Raw genomic sequence first — 22,212 nt, 5'->3', positions numbered from 1 at the left:
GTCACTCGTTGTAGATAGAACAAAATATTGCCACTAAAAAGGCTTGTTTTCTATTTCTATGCGAATAATCTTGTAATTCCAACAACAAAACAGATTACGTGACCTGCTTGCCCGGACCTGATCCAAGGGGAATCACCCAATCTGATTACAGGAATCACTCATGACCATTCGCATAGCAATCAACGGTTTTGGCCGCATCGGCCGCAACGTCCTGCGGGCACTCTATACCCAAGGCTACCGCCAGGACCTGCAAGTCGTCGCCATCAACGACCTGGGCGACAGCGCGATCAACGCCCACCTGCTCAAGTACGACACGGTGCATGGCACCTTCGACGGCACGGTGGAGCACGACAAGGAAGGCCTGACGGTCAATGGCGATCGCATCTCGGTGAGCGCCATCCGCAACCCGGCCGAGCTGCCGTGGAAGGCCGAGAACATCGACGTGGTGTTCGAATGCACCGGCCTGTTCACCGACCGCGAGAAGGCCGCGGCGCACCTGACCGCCGGCGCGCGCAAGGTGATCATCTCGGCCCCGGCCAAGGGCGCCGACGCCACGGTGGTCTATGGCGTCAACCATGAAGTGCTGCGCCAGTCCCACGAGGTGATCTCCAACGCCTCGTGCACCACCAACTGCCTGGCGCCGGTTGCCCAGGTGCTGCATCGCGAGCTGGGCATCGAGCAGGGTCTGATGACCACGATCCATGCCTACACCAACGACCAGAACCTGATCGACGTGTACCACAGCGACCCCTACCGCGCGCGCTCGGCCACCCAGTCGATGATCCCCAGCAAGACCGGTGCTGCCGAGGCAGTGGGCCTGGTGCTGCCCGAACTTGCCGGCAAACTGACCGGCATGGCGGTACGCGTCCCGGTGATCAACGTATCGCTGGTCGACCTGACCCTGAACCTGTCGCGCGAAGTCAGCCGTGACGAAATCAACGCGCTGATGCAGGCGGCCGCCGAGCAGTCCAAGGTGCTGGGTTACAACACCCTGCCGCTGGTTTCGACCGACTTCAACCACAACCCGCTGTCGTCGATCTTCGATGCCAACCACACCAAGGTCAACGGCAAGCTGGTCAAGGTCATGGCCTGGTACGACAACGAGTGGGGCTTCTCGAACCGCATGCTCGACAACTGCCTGGCGCTGATCAACGCCAAGTAAGGCCCCATAGCGGCTGGATGCGGTTGATGCCGTCTCCAGCCGCGATACCTCCTGCAAAGATCGCGACTTGACTAGATGAGCAGATGAGAAGCATTATCATCTGCTGCTTTCCGGTCGGGCACTTCCGTGAGTCAATCACGCTTCAATTCCGTTTTCCTCTCCCAACGCTTGAGTCTGCTGCGCACCCTTCAGCGCATGGTACGCAACCCCAGCACCGCCGAAGACCTGCTTCAGGAAACCTACCTGAGGGTCAACCGTGCCCTGGGCGAGCGACCCATCGAGCACCTCGAACCTTTCGTGTTCCAGACAGCGCGCAATCTGGCACTGGATTATCTGCGCTCACGGCGGGTGCAGGAGCGGACCATGGTCGAAGATGTGCCCCTCGACGTGCTACAAAGCATTGCAGCAGTGAGCAGCACTCCAGATGAGGCGGCTCATGCCGAGCGCCTGCTGGCCAGGCTGACCCTGAGCCTTGGCCGACTGACGCCGCGCCAGCAGCGCATTTTCATATTGAGCCGAGTGCATGGCAGCAGTTATGTGGAAATTGCCGAGGAACTGCACGTCTCGGCAAGCACCGTACAGAAGGAATTGAAATTGATCATGGCGATCTGTATCGGCGTCGCACAGCGCCTGGAGCAACACCCGTGAACTGGCAGCATTCACCAGAACAGGCGCCATTGACGCCCGTCATGGAGCAAGCCATCGATTGGCTGATCGTTCAGCCCTGCGCCGACCCCGCCGAGCAGAGGGCATTCGAGACCTGGCTGCTGGCCGACCCCGAACATGCCGCTGCGTTCGAGCAAGCCCGCGCCGTGTGGCACGGGGCGCCGGTGCAGGACGCCGCCGTGGCCCTGCAAACGCAGCGCCGAACGCCGGCCTGGCGGCGGCATTGGAAACCTCTCGCCACCGCCGCGACGCTGGTGGTCGGTGTACTCAATTTCACCCAGCTGCCGCTGCGCGTACAGGCCGCTCATCTGACCCAGGTCGGCGAACGCCAGCACCTGGAACTGGAGGACGGCTCCAAGGTGCTGCTCAACACCGATTCGGCCTTTTCCAGCCGAATCGACACCCGCCAACGCAACGCGCGCCTGTACGAAGGCGAAGCGTTTTTCGAGGTGCCGCCCAGCCGCCAACAACCGTTGCAGGTGCGAGCCGGCCCGGTGCGTGCCGATGTGCTCGACAGCGCTTTCGCCGTGAGCTATCACGATGGCCAGGCGCAAGTGCGGGTGCAGCGCGGCAACGTCGACCTCAGTGCCAGCCATGACGAGAAGGTCCGCCTGAACGCCGGCGACAGTATCCGCATCGGCCCCAAGGGATTCGGCACGCGCGAGCGGCTTGATCCGCAGAAGGATCTGGCCTGGGTCCAGGGCCGGCTGATCTTCGAGAACTGCCCCATGGGCGAGGTGCTCGCCGAACTTCGACGCTATTACCCAGGGTGGATCATCAATACCGACAAGAAACTCGAGCAGGTGGCGGTGACCGGCAATTACCGCCTGGACAATCCACTCGATGTGGTTCGCTCGCTGGCCCAGGTAACGTCGGCGCAGGTGCGGGAGTTTCCGGCACTGGTCATCCTGAACTGACAGACACGTCAGTGCCATGAACCAACACCCTGCATAATCCGCATAATTATTTTTACGCTGTAGCGCTTCCCCATCCGTCTAGTCATAGCCAATGCAACTGATTCGCATTCGAACCAGTGACACTATAACGACACGCGACAGGGAGCGCTTTCGATGTCCACAGGTTTCACTCGTCCAACGTTCCACCACTCGGTGCTCGCCGCTGCCCTGCTGCTGGCCGCCGTGCCTGCCGTGGGCAGCGCTGCAGAGCCGACACCAAGCAGCGCCCGCAACAGCGTCAGTCACTCCTTCAGCATCGCCCAGCAACCTCTGACATCGGCCTTGAACGGCTTCAGCACCACGACGGGATGGCAGGTCGGACTGCCCGCCGAGCTCGCTCGGGACGTTGTCTCACCCGGCGCACGTGGCAACCTGACGCCGGAACAGGCACTGGATCGCCTGCTCGCGGGCACATCGCTGCGCTACCGGAAAATCAGCGCCAACAATGTCGTGCTCGAGCGCAGTCCGACGGGTGCCGTGATTGCCCTGCAACAGGTGACCGTCAGCGCCACCCGCCAGGAACAGAGCGCCGACAGCGTACCGAGCACGGTCAGCGTGCAGGGCCGCACGCAGCTGGACCGCGACAACGTCAACACGATTCAGGATGTGGTGCGCTACGAACCGGGCGTCTCAGCGGGCGGCACCGGCCTGCGCAGTGGCATCACCGGCTACAACATTCGCGGCATCGATGGCGACCGCATCCTCACTCAGGTCGATGGCGTCGAAGTGCCGGACAGCTTCTTCAACGGCCCCTATGCCCAGACCGAGCGCAACTACGTCGACCCGGAAATCGTCAAACGCGTGGAAATCCTGCGCGGGCCGGCGTCGTCGCTGTACGGCAGCAGCGCCATCGGTGGGGTGGTCAGCTATTACACCCTGGACCCGGAAGACATCATCAAGCCGGGCAAGGACATCGGCGCGCGCCTGAAGACCGGCTACAGCTCGGCGGACGAGAGCTGGCTGAACTCGGCCACCGTGGCCGGCCGTACGGGTGACCTCGACGCCTTGCTGCATGTGAGCCAGCGCAACGGGCATGAAACCGAGTCCCACGCAGATCACAACAGTACCGGACTGAGCCGCACCGCGGCCGACCCCAAGGATGTGCGCTCCACCAACGTTCTGGCCAAGCTGGGCTGGAACTACGCCGACGACGCTCGGTTCGGGCTTACCTATGAAAAGTACAAGGACGACCGTGATGTCGACCTGAAAAGCGCCTATGGCGGCCCGTATGCCAATGGCAGCCCGCTGAATTTCTATCGATCGCGCGGTGGCAATGACACGGTCACCCGCGAGCGCTTCGGCTTGAACCACGACTTCGGCCTGGACAGCGTCGTGGCCGATCACATCAAGTGGAGCCTGAACTACCAGATCGCCAAGACCGACCAGCACACCGAAGAGCACTATGTCGTTCCGCGCGCACGCGATGTGCTGCGAACGCGTGACACCCTGTACAAAGAGCGCCAGTGGGTGTTCGACCTGCAACTGGACAAGGCCTTTCAGGTGGGACAAACCGATCACCTGCTGACCTACGGCACGAACATCCGCCAGCAGAAGGTCACCGGCTCGCGCAGCGGCTACGGGACCTGCCTGACCGTGATGGGCAGTTGCCGGTCCATCGGCGCTGACAGTTCGACCGATCGCCTCGTCAAGTCCAGCGACTTCCCCGACCCGACCATCAACTCCTACAGCCTGTTCGCCCAGGACGAGATCCGCTGGAACCAGTGGACCTTCCGGCCCAGCGCTCGCTATGACTACACCCAGCTCAAGCCCCGCCTGACCGATGAGTTCCTGCGCACGGTCAACCCCAAGGGCGAGTACACCGTGACCGACAGCGATCGGAACTGGCACCGGTTGTCACCCACGATGGGCGTGACCTACGACTTCGATGACCACTACACCTGGTACGGGCAGTATGCCGAAGGCTTCCGCACGCCCTCGGCCAAGGCGCTGTACGGTCGCTTCGAAAACCTGGGCGCCGGTTATACGGTCCAGCCCAACCCGGACCTGGATCCAGAGAAAAGCAGAAGCTATGAAACCGGTCTGCGCGGCAAATTCGAAGCCGGCACTTTCGACATCGCGGTGTTCTACAACCAGTATCGTGACTTTATCAACGAAGATGCGGTCACCCCCGGGGCGACGTCCGCAGTGTTCCAAAGCAACAATATCAAGCACGCCACCATCAACGGCGTCGAGCTCAAGGGCCGCTTGAACATGGACAGCTTCGGCGCACCGCAAGGTCTCTACAGCCAGGGCTCCATCGCCTACGCCCATGGCAAGAACGAAGACAACGGCCAACCGATCAACAGCGTCAATCCGCTCAAGGGTGTCTTCGGCCTGGGTTACGAGCAGCAGCAATTCGGCGGCCTGCTTAGCTGGACACTGGTCAAGCGGCAGAACCGCGTGGACAGCAGCGCGTTCAAGTCGCCGGACGGCAACGGCGTGTTCAAAACGCCTGGATTCGGCATCCTCGACCTGTCCGGTTACTACAAGGTCACCGACGACGTCACCGTCAACGCCGGCCTGTACAACCTCACCGACAAGAAATACTGGCTATGGGACGACGTACGCAGTTATGACGGCGTGGGCGAAGCGGCGGTGACATCACCCGCCAACCTCGACCGTCTCACGGCTCCCGGTCGTAATTTCGCGATCAATCTGGTTTGGGACATCTGATAATGGCACTGTAGGGGCAGATAACCGCTGCCCCTGTGGTGAGATTTTTTTACGGTCCGCTGTGAGTCGATTCGTCTCGTCTACACCGCACCGCATTTTTCAAGGAACTCGCAATGACCGTCACCGAGCACCCTCAGGACCACGCCCCGCTGCGCTCCGCCCGCTTGCGCGCGATCAGCCAGGCGTTGCACGACAGCCTGGAAAATACCGTGGCCCGCTACGCCCCTTTCGATACGCCGGAAAGCTATGGGCGCTTTCTGCAGATGCAGTACCTGTTCCAGTCGGAGCTGCAGCACCTGTACAACGATCCGGCCCTGATCGCCTTGTTTCCCGACCTGCCGGGGCGCTGCCGCGCAGAGGCGGCCAAGGCCGACCTGATCGATCTGGGCGTGGCCATTCCGCAACCTGTTCCGGGCGCCCTCAGCGAGCCCAGCCTGGCGACGGCGCTGACCTGGATTCGTGTCTCCGAAGGGTCTAAACTCGGCGCCGCTATCCTGATCAAGCGGGCCAACGCCCTGGGCTACACGGAGAGTTTCGGTGCGCGTCATCTGGCCGAACCCGAAGGCGGACGCGGCAAGGGCTGGAAAGCCTTCAACGCAATCTTCGATGCCCTGCCCTTCAGCCCGAGCGAAGAAGCGGAAGCCGACCAGGCGGCCAACGACGCGTTCGCGCGCTTGCAGGTGCTGCTGCAACACACCTACGCCGATCATCGGGACACGGCGCCGGCTTGAAACCCGACTGTATGGAACTCATGGACAACCCTCGCCCGCTCCCCTCAAAGATGGCCCGCGTGCTTTACGGCCTGCTGGCCTATACCAGCCTGATCATCGGGCTGATCGCGATCGTGGTGCCGGGGTTGCCCACCACCGAGTTCATCCTGCTGGCCGCGTGGGCGGCAACCAAAAGCTCGCCGCGGCTCAGTGCCTGGCTTGAGAACCACAGGTTGTTCGGTCCCATGCTGCACAACTGGCGCAATGGCAAGGTGATCACCCGCCGGACCAAGGTCAGCGCCACCGTCAGCATGGTGATCTGCTCGCTGGTGATGTGGTTCACCCTCAAGCAACACTGGCCGGTCTACGCTGCCATCGCTGGCATGGTGCTCGTGAACCTGTGGATCTGGTCGCGACCCGAACGCGTCACTGCCGAGCGCTGACCCACAGCCTCGGCCCTACAGCTTTGAGCCATGGCAAGGCATACTGCCTGCCTCCGCTGTCCAGAATGCACGAACCCCATGCGTATCCACGTCAGCTTCATCGACCGTGTCGGCATCACCCAGGAAGTGCTGGCATTGCTTGGCGCCCGCAATCTCAACCTCGATGCCGTCGAGATGGTCCCACCCAACGTCTACATCGATGCGCCGACGCTCAGCCCGCTGGTCCTGGAAGAGCTGCACGATGCCCTGTTCCGGGTAAAGGGCGTGGAAGACGTGCGTGTGGTCGACATCCTGCCCGGACAGCGCCGGCATCTGCAGCTCGAAGCCCTGCTGGCCGCCATGGCCGATCCAGTGCTGGCGCTGGACAGTGCCGGCAATGTTCTGCTGGCCAACCCGGCCTTGGTCGAGCTGTATGGTCGCGAGCCGGCCGGGCAGTCGGTGGCCGATCTGTTCGCTGATCCGGCCCTGCTCGGTTCCCTGTTGGAACAGGGGTTCCGACTGCCACTGCGCGAGGTCAATCTGAATGGTCAGACGCTGCTGCTCGATGCCACACCCATCACCGACGCAGGTGCCTTGCTGACGCTGTACCCGCCCAACCGCATGGGTGAACGGCTGGCCGCCCTGCACCACGACCATGCCGAGGGATTCGACTCGCTGCTGGGTGACTCTGCACCCATTCGTGCGCTGAAGGCTCGAGCGCAACGCGTTGCGGCCCTGGATGCGCCTTTATTGATCCAGGGCGAAACCGGCACCGGCAAGGAACTGGTGGCACGTGCCTGCCATGCCGTCAGCGCGCGCCATGGGGCGCCGTTCCTGGCTCTCAATTGTGCCGCGCTGCCGGAGAACCTCGCCGAGAGCGAGCTGTTCGGCTACGCCCCCGGCGCCTTCACGGGTGCCCAGCGAGGCGGCAAGCCGGGGCTGATGGAGTTGGCCCACCAGGGCACGGTGTTCCTCGATGAAATCGGTGAAATGTCGCCGTACCTGCAAGCCAAGCTGCTGCGTTTTCTCAACGACGGCAGCTTTCGCCGGGTCGGCGGCGACCGCGAGGTCAAGGTCAATGTGCGCATCCTCAGCGCCACCCACCGCAATCTGGAGCAGATGGTGGCCGAAGGGGCGTTTCGGGAAGACTTGTTCTACCGCCTCAACGTGCTCAACCTGAATGTGCCGCCGCTGCGCGAGCGCGGGGAGGACATCCTGTTGCTGGCGCGTTATTTCATGCAGCAGGCCTGCACCCAGATTCAACGGCCGATGTGCCGACTGACAGCGAACACTTATCCTGCCTTGCTGGGCAACCGCTGGCCGGGCAATGTCCGGCAGTTGCAAAACGTGATCTTTCGCGCCGCTGCCGTCTGCGAGAGCAATACGGTGGATATCGGTGATCTGGATATTGCCGGCACCCGCGTGACCCACCGCAACGACGGTGAGGTGGTCAGCCTGGAGCAGGCGGTGGGTGCCTACGAAAAAGCGCTGTTGGAAAAGCTGTACCCCAGCTACCCGTCGAGCCGCCAATTGGCCAGCCGTCTGCAGACGTCACATACGGCCATTGCCAACCGGTTACGCAAATACGGTATCGGTAGCGCATCCTGACACGTGACACGGCCTGCGCTGTATCGATTCCAATACACCGTACGCAATCCAATACATCCTGGTCTGATGCGCCCTGTAGCAGCGGCGCAAGCCGCGTCTGGGCCCACCGAGGTGTATTCGACAGACCGCATTGGCCGCCGACGCGGCTTGCGCCGCTGCTACAGGGGTTGTCGCGGGGAATGGACCAGGGCGGTGCGTAACGTTTTCGTTACAGCCACTCTGCTGCTGGACGTGGGGCAGCTGCCTGAAGGCCTTGAAGTGTGTGGCTTTGGGGAATCTGGCAACCATCTTGCTAAGTAACCGCCATTGCTGAACCCCAAATCATTGCGGAGTTTCCATGAGCGAGTTGCGTTTCACCGTCGAACACGAATGGCTACGCCTCGAAGCCGACGGCAGCGTCACAGTCGGCATCACCCCTTTTGCCCAGAACGCCTTGGGCGATGTCGTGTTCGTGCAGTTGCCCGAACTGGCCCACCACGCGCGCGATGCCGAGGTTTCGGTGCTGGAATCGGTGAAGGCTGCCAGCAGCATCAACATGCCGCTCGACGGCGAGATCGTCGAGGTCAACGCAGCGCTCGATGCCGCCCCGGAACTGGTCAACCAGGACCCCCTGGCACAGGGCTGGTTCTTCCGTTTCATCCCCGATGACCTCGATCAGGTTCACGCCTTGCTCGACCAGCCCGCCTACGACAATCTGATCGCCGCCCAAGGCTGAGGATCGACCATGACTCGCGCCATTGCACTGCACACCGACAACGAATTCATCGCTCGCCACATCGGCCCCGGCCCTGCCGACGAGCAGGCCATGCTCGATTTTCTCGGCTACGAGAACCTGGACGCGCTTAGCGCCAGCGTCATCCCCGAAAGCATCAAGGGCACCAGCGTGCTTGGTCTGTCTGCCGGGCAGAGCGAAGCCGATGCCTTGGCCGCCATCAAGGCCATTGCCCAGCAGAACCAGCTGTTCAAGAACTACATCGGCCAGGGCTATTACAACACCCACACGCCAGCGCCGATTCTGCGCAACCTGCTGGAAAACCCTGCGTGGTACACGGCCTACACGCCGTATCAGCCGGAAATCTCCCAAGGCCGCCTGGAAGCGCTGCTGAACTTCCAGACCCTGATCAGCGACCTGACCGGCTTGCCCATCGCCAATGCCTCGCTGCTCGACGAAGCGACCGCGGCCGCCGAAGCCATGACCTTCTGCAAACGCCTGAGCAAGAACAAGGGCAGCCAGCGTTTCTTCGCCTCCAGCCACTGCCATCCGCAGACCCTGGCCGTACTGATCACCCGCGCCGAGCCCTTGGGCATCGAGGTGGTCGTCGGCGACGAGCACGAGCTCGCCGACACCGACGGCTTCTTTGGCGCACTGCTGCAGTACCCCGCCAGCAACGGCGACATTTTCGATTACCGCGAACTGGTCGAGCGCTTCCACGCCGGCAACGCTCTGGTGGCCGTGGCCGCGGACCTGCTGGCCTTGACCCTGCTCAGCCCGCCGGGTGAATTCGGTGCCGACGTGGCCATCGGCAGCGCCCAGCGTTTTGGCGTGCCGTTGGGTTTCGGCGGCCCGCATGCGGCGTACTTCTCCACCCGCGACAGCTTCAAACGCGACATGCCAGGCCGTCTGGTCGGCGTGTCCGTGGACCGCCACGGCAAGAGCGCCCTGCGCCTGGCCATGCAGACTCGCGAGCAGCATATCCGCCGCGAGAAGGCCACCAGCAACATCTGCACGGCGCAGGTCCTGCTGGCCAACATCGCCAGCATGTACGCGGTCTACCACGGCCCGGCCGGCCTGATCCAGATCGCTCGGCGCACCCATCAGCTGACCGCCATCCTGGCGCGCGGCCTGACGCAACTGGGCGTGCGCGTCGAGCAGCAGCATTTCTTCGACACCCTCACCCTCGCCACTGGCAACGCGACCGAGCGCCTGCATGAGCAGGCCCGTGCCGCGGGTATCAACTTGCGCGAGGTCGATGCCGAGCGCGTGGGCATCTCGCTGGACGAGACCACCCGCCAGGCCGATGTGGAAGCACTGTTTGCACTGTTCCACAACGAAAGCACCCAGGTGACCTTCCAGGCCCTGGCCGACGAAGTCACCGATCAACTGCCCGAAGCCCTGCTGCGTCAGTCGGCGATCCTGCAACATCCGGTCTTCAACCGCTATCACTCGGAAACCGAGCTGATGCGCTATCTGCGCCGCCTGGCCGACAAGGACCTGGCCCTGGATCGCACCATGATCCCGCTGGGCTCCTGCACCATGAAGCTCAACGCCGCCAGCGAGATGATCCCGGTGACCTGGGCCGAATTTGGCCAGTTGCACCCTTTCGCACCGGCTGCGCAGAGCCAGGGCTATCAACTGCTGACCGACGAGCTGGAGAGCATGCTGTGCGCCGCCACCGGTTACGACTCCGTGTCCCTGCAGCCCAACGCCGGTTCCCAGGGTGAATACGCCGGGCTGCTGGCGATTCGGGCCTACCACCAAAGCCGTGGCGAAGCGCATCGCGACATCTGCCTGATTCCGTCTTCGGCCCACGGCACCAATCCGGCCACGGCGCACATGGCCGGGATGCGCGTGGTGGTCACCGCCTGCGACGCGCGCGGCAACGTCGACATCGAAGACCTGCGCGCCAAGGCCATCGAGCACAGCGACAAGCTGGCAGCCCTGATGATCACCTACCCGTCCACCCATGGCGTGTTCGAGGAAGGTATCCGCGAGATCTGCGCGATCATCCACGACCACGGTGGCCAGGTGTATATCGATGGCGCCAACATGAATGCCATGGTGGGCCTGTGCGCGCCGGGCAAGTTCGGCGGCGACGTGTCCCACCTGAACCTGCACAAGACCTTCTGCATTCCCCATGGCGGTGGCGGTCCGGGTGTCGGCCCGATCGGCGTGAAAGCGCACCTGGCTCCGTTCCTGCCCGGCCATGCGGCCCTGGAGCGCAAGGAAGGCGCCGTCTGTGCAGCGCCGTTCGGCAGCGCCAGCATCCTGCCGATCACCTGGATGTACATCCGCATGATGGGCGGCGACGGCCTCAAGCGCGCCTCCCAGGTGGCCATCCTCAACGCCAACTACATCGCCCGGCGCCTGGAGCAGCACTACCCGATTCTGTACGCCGGCAGCAACGGCCTGGTGGCTCACGAGTGCATCCTCGACGTGCGTCCGCTCAAGGACAGCAGCGGCATAAGCGTCGACGACGTCGCCAAGCGCTTGATCGACTTCGGCTTCCACGCCCCGACCATGTCGTTCCCGGTGGCGGGCACCCTGATGATCGAGCCGACCGAAAGCGAATCGATGGAAGAGCTCGACCGCTTCTGCAACGCCATGATCCAGATCCGCGAAGAAATTCGCGCGGTCGAGGAAGGCCGTCTGGATCGCGACGACAACCCGCTGAAGAATGCGCCGCACACGGCCGCCGAGTTGGTCGGCGAATGGACCCACGCCTACAGTCGTGAACAGGCGGTCTACCCGCTGCCGACCCTGCTGGAAAACAAGTACTGGCCACCCGTTGGCCGGGTCGACAACGTTTTCGGCGACCGCAACCTGGTGTGTGCCTGCCCTTCCATCGAAGCCTATCAGCAAGCGTGATGACGGCGGTGCGCGGCCTTGATTGCCGCGCGCCCTGCTGCGCGAGGAATGACTATGTCCGATACCCCCCTGCAAACCACCCCGCTGCATGCGCTGCACCTGGAACTGGGCGCACGCATGGTGCCCTTCGCCGGCTACGACATGCCGGTGCAGTACCCACTGGGCGTCATGAAAGAACATCGACACACCCGCGCCCAGGCCGGCCTGTTCGATGTGTCGCACATGGGCCAGATTCGCCTGACCGGTGCCGACGCCGCCAAGGCCCTTGAAACGCTGGTGCCGGTGGACATCATCGACCTGCCGGTGGGCCTGCAGCGCTATGCGCTGTTCACCAACGAACAGGGCGGCATTCTCGACGACCTGATGGTGGCGAACCTGGGCAACGACACCCTGATGCTGGTCGTCAACGCCGCCTGCAAGGACCAGGACCTGGCCCACCTGCAACAGCATCTGAGCGGCCGTTGCACGATCGAAGCCTTGTTCGATTCACGTGCGCTGCTGGCGCTTCAGGGTCCGGCGGCGGTCACGGTGCTGGCACGTCTGGCCCCGAAGGTCGCGCAGATGACGTTCATGCAATTCGCCAGCGTCGAGCTGCTCGGCGTGGACTGCTACGTGAGTCGCTCGGGCTACACCGGCGAAGACGGTTTCGAGATTTCCGTGCCAAACGCCCAGGCCGAAGCCCTGGCGCGCGCGCTGCTGGCCGAGGCTGAAGTGGAATCCATTGGCCTGGGCGCACGGGATTCGCTGCGACTCGAAGCAGGCCTGTGTCTGTACGGCCATGACATGGACAGCGATACCTCGCCCATCGAGGCCAGCCTGCTCTGGGCCATTTCCAAGACGCGCCGCGCCGACGGTGCCCGTGCCGGAGGTTTCCCGGGTGCCGAGATCATCTTCGCGCAGCAACACGAAGGCGTTGCACGCAAGCGCGTCGGCCTGCTGCCTCAAGAACGCACACCCGTACGCGAGGGTGCTCCCATCCTGAATGCCGAAGGCGTTGAAGTCGGTCGCGTCTGCAGTGGCGGTTTCGGCCCGACCCTGGATGCTCCGGTTGCCATGGGCTATGTGGAGGCCAGCGCAGCGACGCTGGACACTACGCTCAGTGCCATCGTGCGTGGCAAGCCCGTGCCCGTGAAAGTTGCCAAGATGCCGTTCGTGCCGCAACGCTATTATCGGGGCTGATTGCAACCTGGCGCATCGATGGACTCTGGCTAACAGCCGTCTCTGGTAGATAAAAACTATGACGCGAAGCTAAAGCGTCATAGTTCCAACACATCTTATTGCACTGTTTCCGTTGTTTTAACTCAATGACGTCAAGTGTATGCACCTTGTGCACGAACTTGGGGCAACGCCCCGAACAGGGCCTGAAATGCGGCACAAAAAGGTCCGAACGCGGCGGTTGCGAGGGCTTGTTTTTCTCGCTGAAGTTAGCGTAAAGTTTCTCCACTGTGTTTGCATGGGTCGCTTGGATCGTGACCTGGGCAGTAGCGCTGATGACTGCTACAACCCGTTCGACGTCTCTTAACTTTCCTGCAAATCAGCCCAGTACTCTTTCATGTGAAAGACGCTGTTAATACTTCTAGGTTTCAAGGAAATTAAGCTATGTCGAATCGTCAAAGCGGTACCGTCAAGTGGTTCAACGACGAAAAAGGTTTCGGTTTCATTACGCCTGAAAGCGGTCCAGACCTGTTCGTTCACTTCCGCGCCATTCAAGGCAACGGCTTCAAGAGCCTGAAGGAAGGCCAAAAGGTCACCTTCGTATCCGTGCAGGGCCAGAAAGGCCTGCAGGCCGACGAGGTTCAAGCCGAGGCTTGATTCGAGCGTCGCCCAAAAGCCCCAGCGCTGATAGCCTGGGGCTTTTTTGTGGCCGCTCGACAAGCGTCGACTGCCTCCCCTTCCAAGGATTCTCGATGGCACCCGATGCCGTGAACGCCATACATCAGCCGATGCCGGCAACCTTGGCTCGCCGGCTGGCTGCGGCGGCCTACGATCTGATCCTGTTGGTAGCCCTGCTGATGGTCGCCACCACGCTGTACAAGCTGGGACAAGTGCTCTGGTATGGCGAAGCTCACCTGCGCGCCCTGTCCGAGGCAGGCGCCTTGGATCATGACCAATGGCTTTCACTGCTGCTGGCAAGTCTGTCGTTCGCCTTCTTCGCCTGTTTCTGGACCCGTGCCGGGCAGACCCTGGGCATGCAGGCCTGGGGTATCCGCGTGCAAAGTGCCGACGGTAGCCCGCTCGGCCTGGGCCAGGCGGCGCTGCGGTTTGTCCTGGCGATATTGTCGTGGCTATGCCTGGGGATCGGCTGGTGGTGGATGCTGTTCGATCGACGTCAGCGCACCTGGCACGATCTGGGATCGCGCAGCCAGGTGGTGCGGATGGCCCAACGAAAAACCGGCCACTGAGGGCCGGTTTTCTGTGTGGCTGTGCTTGCGCTAACCGGCGCGTCGCAACAGCCAGATCCCTGCCACGGCGCAGATCGCTGCAGGCAGCACCACTGCCAGCAGCGGTGGGAAGCCGAATACCAGGCTCGATGGCCCGAGCAGGTCCTGGGCGATGCGGAACACGAAGCCCACCAGCACGCCGGTGAACACGCGCTGGCCCAGGGTGACCGAACGCAACGGGCCGAAGATGAACGAGATGGCCATCAACACCAGCGCTGCCGTGACCAGCGGTTGCAGGACCTTCACCCAGAACGCCAACCAGTACTGACCGTTGTTCAGCCCTTGCTCGGCGAGGTAGTGGATGTAGCCCCACAGACCGGAAATCGACAGCGCTTCGGGTGCGACAATGACCGTACTCAGCAGCTGTGGAGTCAGGGAAACATCCCAACGCTCTTCGGGAGCCTTGACCACTTCGCTGCGATCGCTGTGGAACAGCGTGGTAGTGACATCACTCAACTGCCAATGATCACCATCGTATTGCGCCTTGCGGGCAAAGCTGGCGCTGAGCATGTGGCGCTGGTCGTCGAAGCGGTAACGGGTGACCCCGTACAGCAGGCCTCGCGGCTGGACCGTGTTGATGTGGATGAATTCGTCACCCTGGCGGTGCCACATGCCGTGCTTGCCGCTCTGCGCATCACCGCTGCCCTGAGCCAGGGAGCGCTCGGCCTGAGCCTTGTCTTCTGCAGGCGGGGCAACGTATTCACCCACCAGCACGCCCACGATCATCAACACCAGCATGGGCTTCATCACTGCCCAGACGATGCGCCCCACCGACACGCCGGCCGCGCGCATGATGGTCAGTTCGCTGCTGCTGGCCAGGCTGCCGAGGCCGATCAGACAGCCGATCAGGGCCGCCATCGGCAGCATGTCGTAGACCCGTCGCGGCGCCGTCAGGGCAACGTACTTGCCGGCATCGACCAAGGTGTAGGTGTCGCTGATGTCGCCCATCTCGTCGATGAAGGCGAACAGCGAGGCCAGCCCGAGGATGATCCCCAGCACGGCCAGAATCGCGACCGCGACGCTCTTGCCGATGTAACGATCGAGCTTAACCATGGGTCACCCCCTTGGCTCGGCGGCTGGCACGGGCCAGCTTCATGGGTTCCCAATACATCAACAGCAGGCCGATGGCCAGGAACAGCGCGTGCACCCACCACATGCCAAGGGCTGCGGGCAGCCGGCCTTTTTCCATGGCGCTGCGCGCGGCGATGAGCAGGGTCAGATAGGCCATGTACAGAAGGATCGCCGGTAGCAATTTGAGGAAGCGGCCCTGGCGCGGGTTGACCCGCGACAACGGGACTGCCATCAGAGTCACGATGAACACCAGTATGGGCAGCGACAGGCGCCACTGCAGTTCGGCGCGAGGCCGTGGGTCATTGCTGCCCCACAGCTCGCCGGTGGGGATGGCTTCGCGATCGGTGATGTCACTGCTCACGTCCGGCTTGGGCAGAAGCACACCGTAGGTGTCGTACTGGATGGCGCGGTAGTTGGCCTCGCCCGGGTTGCCGTCGTAACGGAAGCCGTTTTCCAGGATCAGGTATCGGTTGCCGTCGGCACGCACTTCCTGGCGGCCCTTCTCGGCCACGAGCACGGAAATGCCACGATCCTTGGACTTGTCCTGGGACATGCGCTTCTCGGAGATGAACACACCGCTGAGGTCGACGCGGTTTTCCGAGAGGCTCTGGGTATAGGTGACCCGCGTGCCATCGCGCAACGCCTGGAAGCGACCCGGCACCAAAGTGTCGAACTCGGTCATGGCGTCCTGCTGGTTGATGATCGTGGCGACCTGGGCGACGCCTTGCGGGGCGAGGCTCAGGCTCAGCCAGGCCACCAGTAGGGCGACCAGCGCCGCCGGGGCCATGGTGATCGCCAGCAGTCGCTGCTGGCTCATGCCGGTGGCGGACAGCACGGTCATCTCGCTTTCCAGGTACAGGCGCCCGTACGCCAGCAGGATGCCCAGAAACAGGCCCAGCGGCAGGATCAGCTGCAGGAAGCCCGGCAGGCGGAAGCCCATGATCATGAACAGCACGCCGGGGTCGAGGATCCCTGACGCCGCCTGGGCCAGGTACTTGATGAAGCGCCCGCTCATGATGATCACCAGGAGCACCGCACTCACGGCGCTCATTGTGATCATGACCTCACGGGACAGATAACGGAAAACGATCAAACCAGACACTCCAGGGTCGTCGCGCGCAGGCAGCCCGACAGGGGAACGTAGCAGCCAGGACAGGGGCCGGCCCGCAGGAGCGGGCCAGGTAAAAAAGTCGCCGCATTATCCTGTGAAAGGCTGTGCCTGTCACTTAACAGCGGCATTGGATGGACAATTACCACCATGCAAAGGTTGCGAGGGGGCTGGGGCTGGGGTCAAACTGGACGCTTTCGCGCGAACCGTCTTGCGCAAGCATCGACCTAGAATCAGGGGTTCTGGATATGGAATTGGTTGTAAAGAGCGTTGCTGCCGAATCGATTAAAACCGCGACCCTCGTCGTCGCCATCGGCGAAGAGCGCGCACTGGGCGCCATTGCCAGCAAGATCGACGGCCTGAGCGGCGGTTTGATCAGCGCGGCACTCAAGCGTGGCGACATCGTCGGTCGTGCCGGCCAGACCCTGTTGCTGCCGGGCGTACCTGCACTCAAGGCCGAACGCCTGCTGCTGGTGGGCAGCGGCAAGGACGAAGAACTGGCCGACCGCCCATGGCGCAAGCTGGCCAGCGCTGCCTACGGCGCATTGAAGAACCTGGGCGGCAGCGATGCCGTGTTCGCTTTCGACGAGCTGACCGTCAAGGGTCGTGACGCCTACGGCCGAACCCGCCTGCTGGCAGAGACTCTGATCGATGGCGAATACGTGTTCGATCGCTTCAAGAGCAAGAAAGCCGATCCGCGTGCTCTGCAGAAAATCACCCTGCTGACCCAGAAATCCAGCCAGGCCGACGTCGAGCGCGCCGTGACCCATGCCAAGGCCATCGCCAGCGGCATGAGCTTCACCAAGGACCTGGGCAATCTGCCGCCCAACCTGTGCCACCCCAGCTTCCTGGCCGAAGCCGCCAAGAGCCTGAGCAAGGCGCACAAGAACCTCAAGGTCGAGATCCACGACGAGAAGAAGCTCAAGGAACTGGGCATGGGCGCGTTCCTGGCCGTCGCCCAGGGCAGCGCACAGCCGCCACGCCTGATCGTGCTCAACTATCAGGGCGCAAAGAAATCCGAGCAGCCGTACGTGCTGGTGGGTAAAGGCATCACCTTCGACACCGGTGGCATCAGCATCAAGCCAGCGGCCGGCATGGACGAGATGAAGTACGACATGTGCGGTGCGGCCAGCGTGTTCGGCACCCTGCGCGCCGTGCTGGAACTGGAACTGCCGATCAACCTGGTGTGCCTGATGGCCTGCGCCGAGAACATGCCCAGTGACCGTGCGACACGCCCTGGCGACATCGTCGAGACCATGAGCGGCCAGACCGTGGAGATCCTCAACACCGACGCCGAAGGCCGTCTGGTGCTGTGCGATGCGCTGACCTACGCCGAGCGTTTCAACCCGCGCGCGGTGATCGACATCGCGACCCTGACCGGCGCCTGCGTCGTTGCCCTGGGTGGCCATACCACCGGCCTGATGAGCAACAACGAAGCCCTGGTCGGCCAGTTACTGGAAGCGGGCAAGCAGGCGGACGATCGTTGCTGGCAGCTGCCGCTGTTCGAGGAGTACCAGGAGCAACTGGACAGCCCGTTCGCCGACATCGCCAACATCGGTGGGCCGAAGGGCGGTGCCATCACTGCCGGCTGCTTCCTGTCCCGCTTCACCAAAGCCTATGAGTGGGCGCACCTGGACATCGCCGGTACGGCGTGGGTCAGCGGCGGCAAGGACAAGGGCGCCACCGGTCGTCCTGTGCCTCTGCTCACCCAGTACCTGCTGGATCGCGCCGGGGTGTAATGCCTCAAGTCCGCGTCTGTCCTTTTCGCGGGCAGAGCCCTGCTTCCACACAAGCATGCTTCCTGTGGGAGCGGGCTCTGCCCGCGAAAAGGGCGACGCGGTCTCAAGCACCAGGAACACGCCATGCCCCAAGTCGACTTCTATGTTCTGCCCACGCCCCTGCCCGCCGCACGCCTGGACTTCGCCTGCAAACTGGGCGAAAAAGCCTGGCGCCTGGGCCATCGGGTGTACGTCCATTGCACCGACGCTGCCCAGCGCGAGGCACTGGATGCACGCCTGTGGAGCTTCAAGGGTGAAAGCTTCGTCCCCCACAGCCTGGCGGAGGACGATCCGCACTCGCCCGTTACATTGGGCATCGCTGCACAGGCGGCGGGCCATGACGACCTGCTGATCAACCTGGCCTTGAGCGTACCGAGCTTTGCCGGGCAGTTCGCCCGTATCGCTGAAATAGTGGTAGAAGACCCTGCTATTCGTCAGGCCGCCCGGGAGAGTTTTCGCTTCTACCGTGAACAAGGCTATCCTCTGCAAGACCACCGCTTATCGCGACTTTGAGCACACGATGGACAACAACACCAAGCCTTTGCCCAAATCCGTACACCTGCTGGACGACCTCGAATCGATCCGCAAGCTGCTCGGCGACGACACCCTGCAGCCACCGCTGCTGACCGACGCCGTGGTTCGCAGCGAGCCGGATGTGCCGTTGCTGTTCGAACTGCACGACGAGCCCGAGGCCGCTGCCGAAGCGCCAGCGGCGGCAACCGTTGCCCCTACCCCCGCGCAGAACCGCCAGGACACCCTGCTGCACCTGGACGCCGAACTGCGCGCCGCCGCTCAGTTGATCATGCAGGATGTGATCGACGATTTCGCACCGCACATCGAAACCGAAATCAAGCGCCGCCTCGAGGCCCGCATGGAACGGTTGCTGAACCAGCCCTGATCCCCTTCCCCCGCCCTTCGCAGCCACAGACCGCTCGCCTACCACCGTAGGAGCGGTCCTCGGCCGCGAAACAGGCGCTACGGTGTGTCAGCCATACCGAATTGCGCCCATCGCGGCCACGGACCGCTCCTACGCAGCCCGCCTCCCTCCCATAGCCGCCATATCCCCGCTATACTTCCCGGCTTTCTTTGAATAAATGCCTTATAGGGTCCCGCCGCGCATGGATAAGACCTACCAGCCGCACGCTATCGAAACTTCCTGGTACCAGACCTGGGAGACCGAGAACTACTTCGCCCCGCAAGGTGCCGGCGACTCCTACACCATCATGATCCCGCCGCCGAACGTTACCGGCAGCCTGCATATGGGCCACGGCTTCAACAACGCGATCATGGACGCCCTGATCCGTTTCCGCCGCATGCAGGGTCGCAACACCCTGTGGCAGCCGGGTACCGACCACGCCGGTATCGCCACGCAGATGCTGGTCGAGCGCCAGATCGAAGCCCAGGGCCTGAATCGCCATGATCTGGGCCGGGAAAAATTCCTGGAAAAGATCTGGGAATGGAAAGACCAGTCCGGTGGCAACATCAGCCGCCAGATCCGTCGCCTCGGCTCGTCGGTCGACTGGAGCCGCGAACGTTTCACCATGGATGACGGCCTGTCCGAAGCGGTCAAGGAAGCCTTCGTGCGCCTGCACGAAGACGGCCTGATCTACCGCGGCAAGCGCCTGGTCAACTGGGACACCAAGCTGCACACGGCCATCTCCGACCTGGAAGTGGAAAACCACGATGAAAAAGGTTTCCTCTGGAACCTCAAGTACCCGCTGGCAGACGGCGCGAAAACCGCCGAAGGCAACGACTACCTGATCGTCGCCACCACACGTCCGGAAACCATGCTCGGCGACGCCGCGGTCGCGGTGAACCCGAACGACGAGCGTTACCAGGCATTGATCGGCAAGTTCGTCGAACTGCCCTTGGTAGGCCGTCGCATTCCGATCATCGCCGATGATTATTGCGACCCCGAGTTCGGCACCGGCTGCGTGAAGATCACCCCGGCCCACGATTTCAACGACTACGAAGTCGGCAAGCGGCACAACCTGCCGTTGCTCAACATCTTCGACAAGAATGCCAACGTTCTGCCCAGCGCTCAGGTGTTCAACCTCGACGGTACCCTGAACGACAGCGTCGATGGCACCTTGCCTGGCGAATACGCCGGCCTGGAGCGCTTCGAGGCCCGCAAGCAGATCGTCGCCGCGTTCGACGCCGCCGGCCTGCTGGTCAGCGTCGATGACCACGCTTTGAAAGTGCCGAAGGGCGATCGCTCCGGCACCGTCATCGAGCCCTGGCTGACCGACCAGTGGTACGTGTCCACCAAGCCGTTGGCCGAACCTGCCATCGCCGCTGTGGAAGACGGCCGCATCGCCTTCGTGCCCAAGCAGTACGAAAACATGTACTTCTCCTGGATGCGCGATATCCAGGACTGGTGCATCAGCCGTCAGCTCTGGTGGGGCCATCGCATCCCGGCCTGGTACGACGAGTCCGGCAAGGTCTACGTCGGCCGCAGCGAAGCCGAAGTGCGCAGCAAGCACGGCTTGGGCGACGAGGTGACGCTCAATCAGGACAACGACGTGCTGGACACCTGGTTCAGCTCGGGCCTGTGGACCTTCTCCACCCTGGGCTGGCCGGAGCAGACCGAGTTCCTGAAGAAATTCCACAGCACCGACGTGCTGGTCACCGGCTTCGACATCATCTTCTTCTGGGTCGCCCGGATGATCATGTTGACCATGCACCTGGTCAAGGACGAGAACGGCACGCCGCAGGTACCGTTCAAGACGGTCTACGTGCATGGCCTGGTGCGTGATGGCCAGGGTCAGAAGATGTCCAAGTCCAAGGGCAACGTGCTCGACCCGCTGGACATCATCGACGGTATCGAGCTCGAAGCCCTGGTTGAAAAGCGCACCAGCGGCATGATGCAGCCCAAGCTGGCGAAGAAGATCGAGAAGCAGACCCGCGACGAGTTCGAAGGCGGCATCGCCAGCTACGGCACCGACGCCCTGCGCTTCACCTTCTGTTCGCTGGCGTCCACCGGCCGCGACATCAAGTTCGACATGGGCCGTGTCGAGGGCTATCGCAACTTCTGTAACAAGATCTGGAACGCCGCGCGCTATGTGCTCGACAAGGGCGAGGACTGCGGCCAGAACGGTGAGGCCTACGAGCTCTCGCTGGCTGATCGCTGGATCATCTCGCAGTTGCAGCGCACCGAAGCCGAAGTGACCCGTCACCTGGACCAGTTCCGTTTCGACCTGGCCGCCCAGGCGCTCTACGAGTTCATCTGGAACCAGTATTGCGACTGGTACCTGGAGCTGTCCAAGCCGGTGCTGTGGGACGAGAACGCTCCGGTGGAGCGCCAGCGCGGTACCCGTCGTACCCTGGTGCGCGTGCTGGAAGTGGCGTTGCGCCTGGCGCATCCGTTCATGCCGTTCATCACCGAAGAAATCTGGCAGCGCCTGGCGCCGCTCGCCGGTGTGCAGGGCAAGACGATCATGCTGCAGCCTTGGCCGGTGGCCAATGAAAGCCGTATCGACACCGCCGCCGAAGACGATATCGAGTGGCTCAAGGGCCTGATGCTCGGCGTGCGCAACATTCGCGGCGAGATGAACATCGGTCCGGGCAAGCCACTGGCGTTGTTCCTCAACAACACCGGCAGCCAGGATCAGCGTCGTCTGCAGGAAAACGATGCCTTGCTCAAGAAGCTCGCCAAGCTGGAGTCCATCACCGTGCTGGACGATGGCCAGGAAGCGCCTCTGAGCGCTACTGCGCTGGTCGGTGAAATGGAAGTGCTGGTGCCGATGGCCGGGCTGATCGACAAGGACGCCGAACTGGCTCGCCTGGACAAGGAAATCCAGCGCCTGAACGGTGAAGTCGCTCGCGTGGGCGGCAAGCTGTCCAATGCAGCCTTCGTCGACAAGGCCCCCCCCGCCGTCATCGACAAAGAGCGCGCCAAACTGGCCGAAGCCGAACAGGCACTGACCAAGCTGGCCGAACAGCACGCGCGGATCGCCAGCCTGTAATCCGTCTGCTGGCCTCTTCGCGGGCAGAGCCCGCTCCCACAGGTCGTTATGGGAGCGGGCTCTGCC

General features: G+C 62.8%; 18 protein-coding genes. 16 read left to right on the top strand and 2 right to left on the bottom strand.

Features of this window, described 5'->3' with window-relative positions:
* Positions 1 to 160 precede the first annotated feature (160 nt).
* The 12 genes from gap to QMX89_RS08455 all read left to right on the top strand — a co-directional run bounded on the left by gap (position 161) and on the right by QMX89_RS08455 (position 14,185).
* The gene (gene gap, locus QMX89_RS08510) at positions 161 to 1,162 is read left to right on the top strand and encodes a type I glyceraldehyde-3-phosphate dehydrogenase (protein WP_049861843.1); all 1,002 of its coding nucleotides are present in this window, start codon (positions 161 to 163) and stop codon (positions 1,160 to 1,162) included.
* 126 nt (positions 1,163 to 1,288) lie between these two features.
* Complete coding sequence (locus QMX89_RS08505) at positions 1,289 to 1,810, top strand: sigma-70 family RNA polymerase sigma factor (RefSeq protein ID WP_282347799.1); 522 nt, start codon at positions 1,289 to 1,291, stop codon at positions 1,808 to 1,810.
* Positions 1,811 to 1,851: 41 nt separating this feature from the next.
* Complete coding sequence (locus QMX89_RS08500) at positions 1,852 to 2,745, top strand: FecR domain-containing protein (protein ID WP_282347854.1); 894 nt, start codon at positions 1,852 to 1,854, stop codon at positions 2,743 to 2,745.
* A gap of 153 nt (positions 2,746 to 2,898) precedes the next feature.
* Positions 2,899 to 5,457, top strand: coding sequence for a TonB-dependent receptor (locus QMX89_RS08495; RefSeq protein ID WP_282347798.1), 2,559 nt, complete (start codon positions 2,899 to 2,901; stop codon positions 5,455 to 5,457).
* A 113-nt stretch (positions 5,458 to 5,570) separates the two neighbouring features.
* Positions 5,571 to 6,188: a biliverdin-producing heme oxygenase gene (locus QMX89_RS08490; protein ID WP_282347797.1), complete on the top strand. Its 618-nt coding sequence runs from the start codon at positions 5,571 to 5,573 to the stop codon at positions 6,186 to 6,188.
* Positions 6,189 to 6,208: 20 nt separating this feature from the next.
* Entirely contained in the window at positions 6,209 to 6,610 is a 402-nt protein-coding gene (locus QMX89_RS08485; RefSeq protein ID WP_282347796.1) for a YbaN family protein, read from the top strand.
* Positions 6,611 to 6,688: 78 nt separating this feature from the next.
* Positions 6,689 to 8,197: a sigma-54-dependent transcriptional regulator gene (locus QMX89_RS08480; RefSeq protein ID WP_056844954.1), complete on the top strand. Its 1,509-nt coding sequence runs from the start codon at positions 6,689 to 6,691 to the stop codon at positions 8,195 to 8,197.
* A 337-nt stretch (positions 8,198 to 8,534) separates the two neighbouring features.
* Positions 8,535 to 8,912, top strand: coding sequence for a glycine cleavage system protein GcvH (gene gcvH / locus QMX89_RS08475; protein ID WP_056844953.1), 378 nt, complete (start codon positions 8,535 to 8,537; stop codon positions 8,910 to 8,912).
* 9 nt (positions 8,913 to 8,921) lie between these two features.
* Positions 8,922 to 11,783 carry an aminomethyl-transferring glycine dehydrogenase gene (gene gcvP / locus QMX89_RS08470; protein ID WP_282347795.1) on the top strand — a complete coding sequence of 954 codons (2,862 nt, stop codon included), beginning with the start codon at positions 8,922 to 8,924 and terminating at the stop codon, positions 11,781 to 11,783.
* 54 nt (positions 11,784 to 11,837) lie between these two features.
* On the top strand, positions 11,838 to 12,962 hold the full coding sequence (gcvT, locus tag QMX89_RS08465) for a glycine cleavage system aminomethyltransferase GcvT (RefSeq protein WP_282347794.1): 1,125 nt from the start codon (positions 11,838 to 11,840) through the stop codon (positions 12,960 to 12,962).
* Between the two features lie 420 nt (positions 12,963 to 13,382).
* On the top strand, positions 13,383 to 13,595 hold the full coding sequence (locus QMX89_RS08460) for a cold-shock protein (RefSeq protein WP_049861833.1): 213 nt from the start codon (positions 13,383 to 13,385) through the stop codon (positions 13,593 to 13,595).
* A 95-nt stretch (positions 13,596 to 13,690) separates the two neighbouring features.
* Entirely contained in the window at positions 13,691 to 14,185 is a 495-nt protein-coding gene (locus QMX89_RS08455; RefSeq protein ID WP_282347793.1) for an RDD family protein, read from the top strand.
* Between the two features lie 30 nt (positions 14,186 to 14,215).
* Here QMX89_RS08455 and lptG read toward each other — a convergent pair whose 3' ends face one another.
* Both lptG and lptF read right to left on the bottom strand, forming a co-directional pair.
* Positions 14,216 to 15,277, bottom strand: a complete 1,062-nt coding sequence (gene lptG, locus QMX89_RS08450) for an LPS export ABC transporter permease LptG (protein WP_282347792.1) — start codon at positions 15,275 to 15,277, stop codon at positions 14,216 to 14,218.
* Positions 15,270 to 16,388, bottom strand: a complete 1,119-nt coding sequence (gene lptF, locus QMX89_RS08445) for an LPS export ABC transporter permease LptF (protein WP_090356332.1) — start codon at positions 16,386 to 16,388, stop codon at positions 15,270 to 15,272. The genes lptG and lptF overlap by 8 nt, the downstream gene beginning before the upstream one ends.
* A 263-nt stretch (positions 16,389 to 16,651) precedes the next feature.
* Here lptF and QMX89_RS08440 point away from each other — a divergent pair, with 263 nt between their 5' ends.
* The 4 genes from QMX89_RS08440 to QMX89_RS08425 all read left to right on the top strand — a co-directional run bounded on the left by QMX89_RS08440 (position 16,652) and on the right by QMX89_RS08425 (position 22,146).
* Positions 16,652 to 18,142: a leucyl aminopeptidase gene (locus QMX89_RS08440; RefSeq protein WP_122741391.1), complete on the top strand. Its 1,491-nt coding sequence runs from the start codon at positions 16,652 to 16,654 to the stop codon at positions 18,140 to 18,142.
* Between the two features lie 123 nt (positions 18,143 to 18,265).
* The gene (locus QMX89_RS08435; protein ID WP_056844948.1) at positions 18,266 to 18,694 is read left to right on the top strand and encodes a DNA polymerase III subunit chi; all 429 of its coding nucleotides are present in this window, start codon (positions 18,266 to 18,268) and stop codon (positions 18,692 to 18,694) included.
* Positions 18,695 to 18,701: 7 nt separating this feature from the next.
* Positions 18,702 to 19,079, top strand: a complete 378-nt coding sequence (locus QMX89_RS08430) for a hypothetical protein (RefSeq protein WP_049861827.1) — start codon at positions 18,702 to 18,704, stop codon at positions 19,077 to 19,079.
* Between the two features lie 220 nt (positions 19,080 to 19,299).
* Positions 19,300 to 22,146, top strand: coding sequence for a valine--tRNA ligase (locus QMX89_RS08425; protein WP_282347785.1), 2,847 nt, complete (start codon positions 19,300 to 19,302; stop codon positions 22,144 to 22,146).
* Positions 22,147 to 22,212 lie beyond the last annotated feature (66 nt).

This window comes from Pseudomonas sp. PS01301 (genome assembly GCF_029960215.1).
Classification (GTDB): domain Bacteria; phylum Pseudomonadota; class Gammaproteobacteria; order Pseudomonadales; family Pseudomonadaceae; genus Aquipseudomonas; species Aquipseudomonas coleopterorum.
This window is presented reverse-complemented; position numbering and strand designations above follow the sequence as displayed.